Genomic DNA, 13,907 nt, shown 5'->3' with positions numbered 1-13,907 from the left:
TGGGAGCAACATCGGCCGATGCTACCGACGGGTGTGGCGGAGAACCGTTTCGGCCGTCCGCTCGTCAAGCGATAGGGGACGGTGCGACACGACAAGAGCGACATGGGGGCTTTGATGCGGCTGAGGTCATGGAGAGGGCGGGCGGTCCGGGCGCTGCGGCGGACCGCGGTCCGGCTGCGGACCCGGCGGGGGCGGCGCCTGGCCGTGCAGGGCGTGATGGTCGCCTGTGTGCTGGCACTGGCCCCGGCCACCTGGATGCACACCGTCGCCGACGCCCGGGTCAGGACGACGGCGGACGTGCCCGCGCAGCAGGTCGCCGTGGTGTTCGGCGCGGGACTGTGGGAGGGCAAGCCGTCCCCGTACCTCGCGAACCGGCTGCGGACCGCGGCCGAGCTGTACCGGGACAAGAAGGTGAAGGTCGTGCTGGTGACCGGCGACAACAGCCGGGTGGAGTACGACGAGCCGGACGCGATGCGCACGTACCTGGTGGCGCACGGGGTGCCGGACAGCAGGATCGTCAGTGACTTCGCCGGCTTCGACACCTGGGACTCGTGCGTGAGGGCCCGGAAGATCTTCGGGGTCGAGCGGGCCGTGCTGGTGAGCCAGGGGTTCCACATCCGGCGGGCGATCGCGCTCTGCCGGGCGGCGGGGATCGACGCCTACGGCGTCGGGGTCGAGGCCGTACACGAAGCGACCTGGTACTACGGCGGCACTCGCGAGGTGTTCGCGGCGGGGAAGGCCGCCCTGGACGCCCTGTTCAAGCCCGATCCGCGCTTCCTGGGGCCCAAGGAGCCCGGGGTGGAGAGCGCGCTCGCGGCATCTGCCCGGTGACGGCGCCGCTCACCTCACCGCCGGGTGCGCGGCGGGCTGAGGTGGGCGTACCGGTGGTGTAACCGGGAGCGGGCACCCGTGTAACACCCGGCTCGCAGTCTGGGACCATGACCAGCACCGCTACTGCCGCCACCGCGACCCACTGCCCGTACTGCGCACTGCAGTGCGGCATGAACCTGCGCCCGGCCGCCGGCGACGCGGTCGTCGAGGTCGAGGAGCGCACCGCCTTCCCCGTGAACCGGGGAGCGCTGTGCGGCAAGGGCCGGTCCGCTCCCGCCGTGCTGTCCTCCGCGGTGCGGCTGACCGGGCCGCTCGTGCGCAGTGCGGCGAGCGGGGAGCTGGAGCCGGCCGGGTGGGACGAGGCGCTGGCCCGTATCGCCGAAGGGCTGCGGGGCACGCGCGCGGAGCACGGGGCCGACGCGGTCGGGGTGTTCGGCGGCGGTGGGCTGACCAACGAGAAGGCGTACGCACTCGGGAAGTTCGCCCGCGTGGTGCTCGGCACCTCTCAGATCGACTACAACGGGCGGTTCTGCATGTCGTCGGCGGCCGCCGCGCACCAGCGCGCCTTCGGCCTCGACCGCGGGCTGCCGTTCCCGCTGGAGGACATCCCGCGCACCGGGTGCGTGATCCTCGTGGGATCGAACCTGGCGGAGACCATGCCGCCCGCGCTGCGCTATCTGACCGAACTGCGGGAGAACGGCGGCCGGCTGATCGTCATCGATCCGCGCCGCACCCGGACCGCCGAGCAGGCCGACCTCCACCTCGCCCCCCGGCCCGGCACCGACCTGGCGCTCGCGCTCGGCATGCTGCACCTGGTGGTGTCGCAGGGGCGGGTGGACGAGGAGTTCGTACGGGAGCGCACCAGCGGCTGGGACGAGGCGCGGGCCGGGGTGATGGCCCATTGGCCGGAGCTGGTGGAGCGGCTGACCGGCGTCCCGGTGCCCCAGCTGCGGGCGGCCGTCGAGATGTTCTGCGACGCGGAGAGCGGCATGGTGCTGACCGCGCGGGGGCCCGAGCAGCAGTCGAAGGGTACGGACACCGTCGGGGCCTGGATCAACTTCGCGCTGGCCACCGGGCGCGCGGGCCGCCCGCTGTCCGGCTACGGCTGTCTGACCGGGCAGGGAAACGGCCAGGGCGGCCGCGAACACGGCCAGAAGGCCGACCAGTTGCCCGGGTACCGCAAGCTCACCGACCCGGCGGCGCGCCGCCATGTCGCCGGGGTGTGGGGGGTCGATCCCGACTCGCTTCCGGGGCCGGGGCGCAGTGCCTACGAGTTGCTGGACGCGCTGGGCACCGAGGTGCGGGCGCTGCTGGTGATGGGGTCGAATCCGGTGGTCTCCGCGCCGCACGCGGGTCATGTGGAGGAGCGGCTGCGGTCGCTGGACTTCCTCGCGGTCGCCGATGTGGTGCTGTCGGAGACGGCCGCGCTGGCCGATGTGGTGCTTCCGGTGACGCAGTGGGCCGAGGAAACGGGGACCACGACCAATCTGGAGGGCCGGGTGCTGCTGCGCCGGCGTGCGGTCACCGCGCCCGAGGGCGTGCGCAGCGATCTGGACGTGCTGCACGGGCTGGCCGGTCTCCTGGGGCACGGGAAGGGGTTCCCGGCCGACCCGGCGGAGGTGTTCGACGAGTTGCGCCGGGCCTCGGCGGGCGGCCCGGCGGACTACGCGGGCATCACGTACGAGCGGATCGCCGCCGAGGACGGGGTCTTCTGGCCCTGTCCGGACACGGAGCACGCCGGTACGCCGCGGCTGTTCCTGGACCGGTTCGCGACGGACGACGGGCGGGCCCGGTTCGTACCCGTGACGCACCGGCCGTCCGCCGAGGAGACGGACGCGGAGTATCCGGTGGTGCTGACCACGGGCCGGGTCGTCGCCCAGTACCAGTCGGGGGCGCAGACCCGCCGGGTGGCGGAGCTCAACGCCGCCGCCCCGGGGCCCTTCGTGGAACTGCACCCGCGGCTCGCCGAGCGGATCGGGGTGACCGAGGGCGGTCCGGTGGCGGTCACCTCACGGCGCGGGCGGGCGGTGGCGCCCGCCAGGATCACCGTGTCGATCCGGGAGGACACCGTGTTCATGCCGTTCCACTGGGCGGGTGAGGGCCGGGCCAACACGCTGACCAACCCGGCCCTGGACCCGGTGTCGAAGATGCCGGAGTTCAAGGTGTGCGCGGTGCGCGTGGAGGCGGTCGTCCCTGGCTCCGGTGCCGCTCAGAGCGAGGTCACCGGGGCCGTCTGCGCCGACACCCAGCCCAGATAGCGGGCGCTGCCCCGGAGCACCGGCAGGGCGATGATCTCCGGGGTGTCGTAGTCGTGCGCCTCCTGGAGGTACTCCTCCAGCTCGTCGTACCGTTCGGCCGTCGTCTTGAAGGACAGCTGCCACTCCTCGGTGGTCTCGATGGCGTTCTGCCACCGGTACACCGAGGTGACGGGCGCGGAGATCTGGACGCAGGCGGCCAGCCTCGCCTCCACCGCGCCCTGCGCCAGGAGCTGGGCCTTCTCCTCGCTGTCCGTCGCGGTCAGTACGGTCAGCCATGCGGGCGGTGTCACCTGCGGTCTCCTCGGGTATCGGCAGCGGGGCTCTCCTGCCGATTGTCGACCAGGTGGTGCCGCCGCGCAGTCAGCCTCCGTACGGATGGGCCGCCTTGGCATCCCTCAGCGCCCTGCCCCACCAGACCAGTTGGTCCAGGAGTGACTTCGCCGCCGCGTCGGGGCCGACCGGGTCGCGGTGCGTGCCCTCGTCGTCGAAGAGGGCACCGGCGTTGTGGAACGAGACGGTGTCCCGGATGGAGACGGCGTGCAGCTCGGCGAAGACCTGCCGCAGGTGCTCGACCGCGCGCAGACCGCCGGAGACCCCGCCGTAGGAGACGAACGCGACGGGTTTGGCCTGCCATTCGGCGCGGTGCCAGTCGATGAGGTTCTTGAGCGGGGCCGGGTAGGAGTGGTTGTACTCCGGGGTGATGACGACGAAGGCGTCGGCGGCTGCCAGCCGGCCGGAGACCTCGGCCAGCAGGACCTGGTCCTCGGGTCCGGGGCGGTGGGAGAGGGCGGTCGGGAGGGCGAGTGCGGCGACGTCGACCAGGTCGGTCTCGATGCCGGGGTGGCCGTCGGTACGGGAGCGGAACCAGTCGGCGACGACGGGCGCGAACCGGCCCTCGCGGTTGCTGGCGAGGATGACCGCGACCTTGAGGGGTGCGGTCCCGGGCAGAGCGGTGGCCGCAGTTGCGGCTGTGGTGAGGTCCATGCGAAGAGGCTCGTACGTCAACCATGGTTGAGGTCAAGCCCGCACCGCCGGCCCTCCCGTCGCGCGGGTCGGCATACGGTGGTCGGCATGACGCTTCCAGCAGCCGCCCCGCTCCCCTACGCCGAGTTCGACGGACATCCGGCCACCGAGGACGACCTGCGCACGGCCGCCTTCTTCGGCTACGGCCATTTCACGGCCATGCAGGTCAGGGACGGCCGGGTACGCGGCCTGGGACTCCATCTGGAGCGGCTGGACTCCGCGAACCGGGAACTGTTCGAACTTCCCCTGAAGGGCGGCCCGGTACGGGAACTGATCCGGCACGCGCTACGGGGCGCGGGCACGACGGACGCCGCAGTGCGCGTGCAAGGACTGCGACCGCCGGGCGCCGCCGCGACGACCGTCATGGTCACGGTGCGCGGGCCGGCCCGGATGGACCCGTGGCCGGTCAGCCTGCAGTCCGTCCCGTTTGCGCGCACCGCGCCGCACCTCAAGCGCCCCGGCGAATTCGGCCAGACGTACTACGGGGAGCTCGCCCGCCGGGCCGGCTTCGACGACGCGCTGCTGACCCTGCCGGACGGCGGAGTGACCGAGGGGGCGATCACCAACATCGGTTTCTGGGAAGGCACTTCGGTCGTCTGGCCCCAGGCACCCGCGCTGCTGGGCATCACCATGGCGCTGCTGGAGCAGGAGTTGCCCGGCGCGGGCGTGCCGTCGCTGCGCCGGCCGGTGAACCTGAGCGGACTGGGGGCCTACCGTTCGGCGTTCGTCACCAACTCCCAGGGCATGGCACCGGTCGCCCGGATCGACGACACGGCGTTCACGGTCGACGGGGAGCTGATGAAACGGCTGGCTGCCGCCTACGAGGCCGCCCCCTGGGACACCGTCTGACGCACCGGCCCGGCGGGCCGCCGGGACGATGGACCATGGAGACCGTGCAGTAACCGACCGAAGGACCTCCGCCGCGCATGCAGATCCACATCGAGGGCTCCCACCTGCCCGGTCGCGACTGCGGCCCCGGTGGCGACTTCGCCGGCCGCCAGAACATCCACGTGGGCGTCCAGCGCAAGGACCGGCCCGATGAGCTGCTGGGGCTGCACCCGGGCGACGCCGCCTCCGCGCGCTGGACCCTGGACTGCGCCACCGCCGCCGGCCCGGACGGCATCGAGGTGAGCGGCCCGTACGTGCAGGACCGGCTCGGCGGACGGTTCGTCTACCTGTCGTGGGGCACGGTCGACGCGGACGGCCTGTTCTCCATGTTCCGGCGGGCCAAGCTGATGTTCGCCGACATCGACGCGCACGTCCTCGAAGCCGCCGTGCGCTCCGGGCACCTCACGGCACGACTGCCACTCTCCGACACCAAGGGGCAGCCGCTCTGCGCCAGGGTCCGGCCGCCCGTCATCCGGTGGTCCGCCGGCGCACCGGCCTGAGGGAGCACCTTCCGGCGCAGGACGACCACTCTCACCGGGCCCAGGGGGGGGCGGGCCCGGTGAGAGCAGTGGCCGGGGGCGGCTGAGCGCACCGTCCCGTGGGGGGTGTACTTCGTGTGCCCCCGAACGACCGACTCATGCGTGTGACGTACGCCACTTCCCCCTTCGGTCGCCATCACCCGATCGGCACCGGACACCGAAGGATGGGGCCCCAGCTCCACCATCACCGCGGTGACCTGCGCACATGCACGCCTGCAAGGAGGCGGCGCCGGTCCGAACGGGTGAAAGCTGACCCGGTGTCAACAGGCATGGATGGCGGACCGGCCGTTAGCTCGGAACCAGGACAACCAGCCCGCGCCATCCCGCTCGGAGGAACCCCATGCGCAGTCCTGCCCGCCTCGTGACCGGCACCGCTGCCGCGGCCCTCGCCGCTGCCGCGCTCGGCCTCAGTGCCGCCGCCCCGTCCGCGTACGGGGATGAGCTGGGGCCACTGGAGATCACCCCCGCGAGTGCCGCCCCGGGCGCCACCGTCACCGTGAACACCAGCGCCTGCGGCGGAGACACCGCCGCCACGGGTGACGCGAGCGCCCTGGACGCCTCGGACTTCGCGCTGGCTCCGGCCACCCTCAAGGAGGTCCTGGCCGGTTCGTTCCGGGTTCCGGGCAACATCGAGCCGGGGCCGTACAGCATCGACGTAGCCTGCGAGAACGGGAAGCGGGCCACCGGGGAGATCGAGGTGAAGACGGCGGGTACCGCGGGCAAGGACAGTGCGGTCAAGGACAGCGCCGCGGGGTCCTCCGAGGCGGACTCCCCCGCCGATGCCGGTCTGCCTTCGGACCTGTACGACTCCGAGGAGTACGACGCCACCGGACTCGACGAGGCCGAGGCCTCCGGTGCGGCCCTCGTGCCGGACGCCCCCGCGCTCCTCGCCGGGCGCGGCACGCCCACCCCCCGCCCGATCCCCTCCGGGCACGAGAGTTCCGCCGGGCACGAGGACCCGTCCGACGGTTACGAGAACCCCTCCGGCCACCACCCCTCGGCCGCGCCCACCGCCCCCACGGGGCATGTGAAGACCGGTGTCGGCGGCAGCGTCGGACCGGACACCACCCAGATCGCGGCGGGAGCCGGCGTACTCGCCGCGACCGCCGTCGGCGGAGCCTGGCTCCTGCGTCGTCGGGCGAGCGGCACGCAGGACGGCAGCTGACGGAGACTTCCACCTCTCCGTACCGCCCGGATTCCGTCCCGGTGGCCTCGCGCCACCGGGACGGGACCCTTCCCACCCGGGCCCGGCCCGTCCGGTCCCCGTCACCCGGAGGACGACCGTGTCCCAGAAGGCCAAGGGCTGGCTGCTCGTCGTCGCGGCGCTGGCCGGCCTCTGGCTGATCCGGAACGGCGCCGGCACCCAGCTGACCCCACCGGCCCCGACGTCCGCCGACGCCTTCGCCGCCGGTCCCGGCCTGCTGCCCGGATCGCCGGTCGCCGAGCCGCTGCGGCCCTCCGCCCCCGTGCGCATCAGGATTCCCGGCATCCGGGTGGACGCCCCGATGATGCGGCTGGGGCTCGGACCGGACGGCAGCCTCGACGTACCGCCGGCCGGGAACACCGACATCGTCGGCTGGTACAAGGACGGCCCACCGCCCGGCGCCAAGGGCACCGCGATCGTCGCCGGTCACGTCGACAACGCCCAGGGGCCGTCCGTCTTCTACGACCTGGGGTCGATGAGGAAGGGCACCACCGTCGAGGTGCTCCGCCAGGACGGCCGCACGGCGCTCTTCTCGGTCGACGCGATCGAGGTGTACGACAACGACGACTTCCCCGACCGGCGGGTGTACGGGGCCTCGGAGCACGCCTCGCTGCGCCTGATCACCTGCGGCGGCGGGTTCTCCGACGCCACCGGCTACGAGGGCAATGTGGTCGCCTACGCGCACCTCACCGGCGTGCGCTGAAGGACCCGACGGCCCCTCAGGCCTGCCACTGGTCGAACGCGAGCTTGGCGACCAGCGAGAAGACCACCACCAGCAGCACCCCGCGGACGAATTCGCTGCCCTTGCGCAGCGCCATCCGCGCCCCGAACAGGCCGCCCGCGAGGTTGAACACCGCCATCAGCGCGGCCAGCTGCCACATCACGTTGCCCTGGTAGGCGAACATCGCCAGGGCCCCGCCGTTGGTGCAGACGTTGACGATCTTGGCGGTGGCGGAGGCCGTCACCAGGTCGAGGTGGAGCACCGCGGTGAGCGCCAGCACGAGGAAGGTGCCGGTGCCCGGGCCGAAAAGCCCGTCGTACAGGCCGATGCCGCCGCCCACCAGGACGATCGCGGTGACGGTGCGGGCCCGGGTGACCCGGGGCGCGGTGCCGTCCTCGGCCGGCCGGCCGAACTGGGGCCGCAGCATCACGAACGCGGCGACGGCCAGCAGCACCACCATGATCACCGGGCGCAGCACCTCGCTGCTGATCCCGGCGGCGAAGAAGGCACCGGTCATCGATCCGGCGAGTGCCGCCAGCCCGATCCGTACCGCCGTGCCGATCTTCACCGGCGCCCTGCGCGCGTAGGTGACGGCCGCGCCCGACGTGCCGACGATCGCGACCGCCTTGTTGGTGCCGAGGATCTGCGCGGCCGGGACGTGCGGCAGTCCGAGCAGCAGCGCGGGCAGCAGGAGCAGTCCGCCGCCGCCGACCACCGCGTCGATCCAGCCGGCCGCGGCCGCGGCGAGGCACAGCACGACGAGGGTGGTCAGGGTTATGTCAGGCATGATCGCGACCCTAAGGAAACGGTACGTGTCCCGTCCAACCGTCCCGGAATTCTTGAGCCACTTCTGAGCTCGGCGCCCTCGACGGCCCTCACAGACACACTCCGTGGGCGCTGAGCGCAAGGTTCCTCCCGGGAAACAGTGGGGATCCGGACGGGTAACACCCCCCGGTCACGCTTCCAGTCATGAGGACACGGACGGAGAACACGGCGCGGGTGGTGGTGATCGGCGCCGGAATGGCGGGCGCACGCCTCGCCGCCAAGGTGCCCGATGTCACCGTCATCGGCGAGGAGTCGCACGCCCCCTACAACCGGGTGCTGCTGGCCGAGGTGCTGGCCGGCCGGTATCCGGCGGACGTGATCGCACTTCCCCCGGCCGAGGTCAGGCGCGGGGTGCGGGTGGTGCGGATCGACCGGGACGACCGGCTGGTGCACTGCGACGACGGAAGCGTCGTGCGGTACGGGCGGCTGGTTCTGGCGACCGGCTCCAACCCGGTGCTCCCGCCGCTGCGCGGGCTCGGGAACACGATGCCGGACGGGGTGCACGCCTTCCGCACACTCGACGACTGCATGGCGCTGCGCGCCTCGGTACGGCCGGGGGTGAGCGCGGTCGTCATCGGCGGCGGTCTCCTGGGCGTGTCGGCGGCCCGCGCGCTGGCCGAGTGCGGCGCCCAGGTGGTGCTGGCCCAGCAGGGCGAGCACCTCATGGAACGCCAGCTGGACGCGGAGTCGGCCGGGCTGCTGCGCAGCCATCTGGAGTCGCTCGGCGTAGAGGTGCACACCGAGTGCCGGGTCCGCGGGCTGCGCTGCTCCGGGGGTGCGGTCCGTGCGGTGGAGCTCGCCGACGGCTACGAGCTTGCCGCCGAGATCACCGTGCTGGCCTGCGGGGTGCGTCCCCGCACGGGGCTCGCGCAGGCGGCCGGTCTGGAGGTCCGCAAGGGTGTCGTCGTCGACGACGAGCTGCGCACCTCCGATCCGTACATCCACGCCGTGGGCGACTGCGCCGAGCACCGCTCCACCGTGTACGGGCTCGCGGGCCCGGCACTGGAACAGGCCGATGTGCTCGCCGAGGTACTGGCCGGGCGGCCCGCCCGCTACGACGGCACCCGGGCGCTGACCCGGCTGACGCTCAACGGCCCGGACGACCCCGGTGCGGGGTCGCTCGATCTCGCCGCGTTCGGCGACTCGCGGCCGCTGCCCGGCGACGACGTGATCCGGCTGGCGGACGCCACCCGGGGCGCGTACCGCACGGTCGTCGTCCGCGGCGACCGGCTGGCCGGCGGTGTGCTGCTCGGCGATCTCGCCGCGGTCGGCACCCTGGCCCGCACCTGGCAGGACGACGCACCGCTCCCCGCCGAAACGTCCCTGCTCCACCTGCTCACCAACGACGGAGGCTTCTGAGATGCCGGTGTCCACTATCCCGACCGCCCACACCTCCACCACAGCAGCCGTGCCGACCATCGTGGTCGTCGGGCACGGAATGGTCGGCCAGCGGTTCCTGGAGGCGCTTGCCGACCGCGGGCTGACCGCCACCGCCGGCACCGCCCGGGTCGTCGTCCTCTGCGAGGAGCCCCGCGCCGCCTACGACCGGGTGCAGCTGACCTCGTACTTCTCGGGGAAGACCCCCGAGGACCTGTCGCTGGTCGAGCAGGGCTTCATGGAGCGGCACGGCTTCGAGCTGCGGGTCGGTGACCCCGCCGAGTCCCTGGACCGCGAGGCGCGCACGGTCACCGCGCGCTCCGGCGAGACCTTCGGCTACGACACGCTGGTGCTGGCCACCGGTTCCTACCCGTTCGTCCCGCCGGTCCCCGGCAAGGACAGCGAGGGCTGCTTCGTCTACCGGACGATCGAGGACCTCCTCGCCATCGAGGAGTACGCGAAGACGGCGACGACCGGCGCGGTCGTCGGCGGCGGACTGCTCGGTCTGGAGGCTGCGGGCGCGCTGAAGGGCCTCGGCCTCGACACCCACGTGGTGGAGTTCGCGCCGCGGCTGATGCCGGTCCAGGTCGACGACGGCGGCGGCGCGGCGCTGCTGCGCACCATCGAGAACATGGGCCTGACCGTCCACACGGGCGTCGGTACGCAGGAGGTCACCGCGGGCGAGGACGGCTCGGTGAACGGGATGTCGCTCTCCGACGGCTCCTCGCTCGCCACGGACCTGGTGGTCTTCTCTGCCGGCGTCAGGCCCCGCGACCAGCTGGCCCGGGACTGCGGTCTGGAGGTCGGGCAGCGCGGCGGCATCGTCGTCGACGAGGAGTGCCGGACCTCCGACCCGGCGGTCTTCGCGATCGGCGAGTGCGCGCTCGCCTCGGACGGCCGGGTGTACGGCCTGGTGGCGCCCGGCTACGAGATGGCACAGACGGCAGCCGAGGTGATCGCGGGCAGGGAAGCGGCGTTCACCGGCGCCGATCTGTCGACGAAGCTGAAGCTGCTCGGTGTGGACGTGGCGTCCTTCGGTGACGCCCACGGCACCTCCGAGGGCTGCCTGGACGTCGTGTACGCGGACTCCCGCTCCGGCGTCTACAAGAAGCTGGTGATCGGCCAGGACGGCACGCTGCTCGGCGGGGTCCTCGTCGGGGACGCCGACCAGTACGGCACGCTCCGCCCGATGACGGGCACGGTCCTGCCGGTCGCCCCCGAACAGCTGGTGCTGCCCGCCGGTGCGGGCGCACCGGTCACCCTCGGCCCCTCCTCGCTGCCCGACGAGGCAGTCATCTGCTCCTGCCACAACGTCACCAAGGGCGCGATCTGCGAGCACACCACGCTGCCGGAGGTGAAGAAGTGCACCAAGGCCGGTACGGGCTGCGGCAGTTGCGTCAAGGTCATTGGCCAGCTGCTCCCGCAGAGCCAGGACAAGGGCCTGTGCGGCTGCTTCTCGTACACCCGCAGTGAGCTGTACGAGATCGTCCGCACCCTGGGGATCACCTCCTACGCCGAGCTGCTCGACTCGCACGGCCGGGAGGCGGCGCGCGGCGGCGACGGCTGCGAGGTCTGCAAGCCGACGGTCGGTTCGGTCATCGCCTCGCTGGCACCGACGGTCGGCGCGAGCGGCTATGTGCTGGACGGCGAGCAGGCGGCCCTCCAGGACACCAACGACCACTTCCTGGCCAACCTCCAGCGCAACGGCTCGTACTCGATCGTGCCGCGCATTCCCGGCGGCGAGATCACCCCGGAGAAGCTGATCGTGATCGGCGAGGTGGCGCGCGACTTCGGGCTCTACACCAAGATCACCGGAGGCCAGCGGATCGACCTGTTCGGTGCCCGCGTCGACCAGCTGCCGCTGATCTGGACCCGGCTGGTCGACGCGGGCTTCGAGTCGGGGCACGCGTACGGGAAGTCACTGCGGACGGTCAAGTCATGCGTGGGGCAGACCTGGTGCCGCTACGGGGTCCAGGACTCCGTGAGGATGGCGATCGACCTGGAGCTGCGCTACCGGGGCCTGCGCTCCCCCCACAAGCTGAAGTCGGCGGTGTCCGGCTGCGCCCGCGAATGCGCCGAGGCCCGCGGCAAGGACTTCGGGATCATCGCCACCGCCGGCGGCTGGAACCTGTACGTGGGCGGCAACGGCGGCGCCACCCCGCGCCACGCGGACCTGCTGGCCCAGGACCTTTCGGATGCCGAACTGGTGCGCCTCATCGACCGGTTCCTGATGTTCTACATCCGCACGGCGGACCGGCTGGAGCGCACCTCGACCTGGCTGGACCGGATCGAGGGCGGCCTGGAGCACGTACGGGACGTCGTCGTCCACGACTCGCTGGGGCTCTGCGACGAGCTGGAGCGGCTGATGGCCGACCACGTCCGGGGCTACCGCGACGAGTGGGCCGAGACCATCAACGACCCGGAGCGGCTGCGCCGCTTCGTCACCTTCGTCAACGCCCCCGACGCGCCCGACCCGTCGGTGAAGTTCGTCCCGGAACGCGATCAGGTCAAGCCCGACCTGGACATCCTCGCGGGCCCGGTTCTCGCCATCCGCACTCTTGAAGGGACCGCCTCCTGATGACGACCCAGACGATGAACGCAACGATGGAGACCGCGCCGGACACCCGGGTCATCCGGCTCGCTGCCGGAGACGACTGGCTGACGGTCTGCGACCGCTCGCTGCTGACGCCGGGCCGCGGTGTCGCAGCCCTCCTCCCGGACGGCCGGCAGGTCGCGCTCTTCGTGGACCGGGCGGGGCGCACGTACGCGATCGACAACCGCGACCCGTTCACCGGGGCGTACGTGCTCTCGCGCGGCCTGGTCGGATCGGACGGCGGGCAGCCGTTCGTCGCCTCCCCGCTCCTGAAACAGCGCTTCGACCTGGCGACGGGCGCGTGCCTGGACGACGACGAGGTCTCGGTACCGGTCTTCGAGGTCCGCGCGGACTGATCGCCCCGCGTTCACTGACCGTTGACGCTCCGTCAACTGCGCACCCCTAGTGTCCTGACGTTCGACCCGCCGGGCCGACCGGACCGGCGGGCCCTCACGTCACCCGTGGAGTGATCGTGGAACGTCGGACCTTCTTGCGCACCGCAGTGATCAGCGGCTCGGCGGCGGCCTTCGGCGGCACCCTGTGGCGGGGTGCCGCCTTCGCCGGCCCCGCCCAGCCGGCGACCGGCCCGTACGGCACGCTGCAGGCGGCCAACGGCAACGGCATCCTGCTGCCGAGCGGCTTCACCAGCAGAATCGTCGCCCGCTCGGGCCAGACCGTCCCCGGCACCTCGTACGCCTGGCACAGCGCACCCGACGGGGGCGCCACGTTCGCCGACGGCAGCGGCTGGATCTATGTCTCGAACGCCGAAGTCTCCTCCGGCAGCGGCAGCGGCGGCGGGGCGAGCGCGGTGCGCTTCAACTCCTCCGGAACCGTCACCTCCGCCTACCGGATCCTGTCCGGCACCAACAACAACTGCGCGGGCGGCCGCACCCCGTGGAACACCTGGCTCTCCTGCGAGGAGGTCAGCCGCGGATCCGTGTACGAGACGGACCCCTGGGGTGTGAACGCGGCCGTGCAGCGCCCCGCGCTGGGCCGCTTCAAGCACGAGGCGGCGGCGGCCGACCCCGACCACGGCTACGTCTACCTGACCGAGGATGAGACGGACGGGCGCTTCTACCGCTTCCGCCCCACCACCTGGGGCAACCTGTCATCCGGCACCCTGCAGGTCCTGGTGGCGGGCACCGGCACCTCGGGCCCGGTGACCTGGGCGACGGTCCCCGACCCGGACGGCTCACCCACCCAGACCCGCTACCAGGTCTCCGGCGCCAAGGTCTTCAACGGCGGCGAGGGCTGCTTCTACGCGGCGGGCACCTGCTGGTTCACCACGAAGGGCGACAACCGGGTGTGGGCCTACGACGCGAACGCGTCCAGCATCTCGCTCGCCTACGACGACTCGCTGGTCTCCGGCGGCGGCGCCCCGCTGACGGGCGTGGACAACGTCACCCGGTCCACGTCGGGTGATCTGTACGTCGCCGAGGACGGCGGGAACATGGAGATCTGCCTGATCACCCCGGACGACACCGTCGCCCCGTTCCTGCGGATCAGCGGCCAGTCGGGCTCGGAGATCACCGGGCCGGCGTTCTCCCCGGACGGCACGAGGCTCTACTTCTCCTCGCAGCGCGGGACGAGCGGAAGCTCCTCCGGCGGCATCACCTACGAGGTCACGGGGCCGTTCCGGAGCTGAACG

At 72.4% G+C, this 13,907-nt stretch carries 13 protein-coding genes; 10 read left to right on the top strand and 3 right to left on the bottom strand.

Annotated elements, in window-relative coordinates; genetic code table 11:
• Positions 1-114: 114 nt before the first annotated feature.
• The gene (locus tag OG538_RS25060; protein ID WP_406097178.1) at positions 115-831 is read left to right on the top strand and encodes a vancomycin high temperature exclusion protein; all 717 of its coding nucleotides are present in this window, start codon (positions 115-117) and stop codon (positions 829-831) included.
• Positions 832-938: 107 nt separating this feature from the next.
• Positions 939-3,089, top strand: a complete 2,151-nt coding sequence (locus OG538_RS25055; protein WP_406097176.1) for a molybdopterin oxidoreductase family protein — start codon at positions 939-941, stop codon at positions 3,087-3,089.
• Here OG538_RS25055 and cutA read toward each other — a convergent pair.
• Positions 3,041-3,379, bottom strand: coding sequence for a divalent-cation tolerance protein CutA (gene cutA, locus OG538_RS25050; protein WP_406097174.1), 339 nt, complete (start codon positions 3,377-3,379; stop codon positions 3,041-3,043). The two genes, OG538_RS25055 and cutA, sit on opposite strands and share 49 nt — an antisense overlap.
• 70 nt (positions 3,380-3,449) lie before the next feature.
• Complete coding sequence (locus tag OG538_RS25045) at positions 3,450-4,073, bottom strand: NADPH-dependent FMN reductase (protein WP_406097172.1); 624 nt, start codon at positions 4,071-4,073, stop codon at positions 3,450-3,452.
• An 87-nt stretch (positions 4,074-4,160) separates the two neighbouring features.
• Between OG538_RS25045 and OG538_RS25040 the strand changes: the two genes are divergently transcribed.
• From OG538_RS25040 to OG538_RS25025, 4 genes are all read left to right on the top strand, one after another.
• The gene (locus tag OG538_RS25040) at positions 4,161-4,961 is read left to right on the top strand and encodes an aminotransferase class IV family protein (protein ID WP_406097170.1); all 801 of its coding nucleotides are present in this window, start codon (positions 4,161-4,163) and stop codon (positions 4,959-4,961) included.
• A 77-nt stretch (positions 4,962-5,038) separates the two neighbouring features.
• Entirely contained in the window at positions 5,039-5,500 is a 462-nt protein-coding gene (locus tag OG538_RS25035) for a DUF5990 family protein (protein ID WP_406097168.1), read from the top strand.
• A gap of 379 nt (positions 5,501-5,879) precedes the next feature.
• Positions 5,880-6,704, top strand: a complete 825-nt coding sequence (locus OG538_RS25030; protein WP_406097166.1) for a hypothetical protein — start codon at positions 5,880-5,882, stop codon at positions 6,702-6,704.
• A gap of 118 nt (positions 6,705-6,822) precedes the next feature.
• On the top strand, positions 6,823-7,446 hold the full coding sequence (locus OG538_RS25025) for a class F sortase (protein WP_406097164.1): 624 nt from the start codon (positions 6,823-6,825) through the stop codon (positions 7,444-7,446).
• 16 nt (positions 7,447-7,462) lie between these two features.
• Here the strand turns inward: OG538_RS25025 and OG538_RS25020 are convergent, their stop codons facing one another.
• Positions 7,463-8,251 (bottom strand): sulfite exporter TauE/SafE family protein, encoded by a 789-nt coding sequence (locus OG538_RS25020; protein ID WP_406097162.1) that lies wholly within the window; start codon positions 8,249-8,251, stop codon positions 7,463-7,465.
• 182 nt (positions 8,252-8,433) lie between these two features.
• Between OG538_RS25020 and OG538_RS25015 the strand changes: the two genes are divergently transcribed.
• From OG538_RS25015 to OG538_RS25000, 4 genes are all read left to right on the top strand, one after another.
• On the top strand, positions 8,434-9,648 hold the full coding sequence (locus OG538_RS25015; RefSeq protein WP_406097160.1) for an NAD(P)/FAD-dependent oxidoreductase: 1,215 nt from the start codon (positions 8,434-8,436) through the stop codon (positions 9,646-9,648).
• Between the two features lies 1 nt (position 9,649).
• Entirely contained in the window at positions 9,650-12,244 is a 2,595-nt protein-coding gene (nirB, locus tag OG538_RS25010; RefSeq protein ID WP_406097158.1) for a nitrite reductase large subunit NirB, read from the top strand.
• Positions 12,244-12,615, top strand: a complete 372-nt coding sequence (gene nirD, locus OG538_RS25005; RefSeq protein WP_406097156.1) for a nitrite reductase small subunit NirD — start codon at positions 12,244-12,246, stop codon at positions 12,613-12,615. Before nirB ends, nirD begins: the two co-directional genes overlap by 1 nt.
• 116 nt (positions 12,616-12,731) lie before the next feature.
• Positions 12,732-13,904, top strand: coding sequence for an alkaline phosphatase PhoX (locus OG538_RS25000; protein WP_406097154.1), 1,173 nt, complete (start codon positions 12,732-12,734; stop codon positions 13,902-13,904).
• Positions 13,905-13,907: the final 3 nt, after the last annotated feature.

The sequence above is a fragment of the Streptomyces sp. NBC_01013 genome (genome assembly GCF_045162765.1).
Lineage (GTDB): Bacteria > Actinomycetota > Actinomycetes > Streptomycetales > Streptomycetaceae > Streptomyces.
The sequence above is the reverse complement of the archived record's forward strand: the minus strand, read 5'-3'. Positions and strand labels throughout refer to the sequence as shown.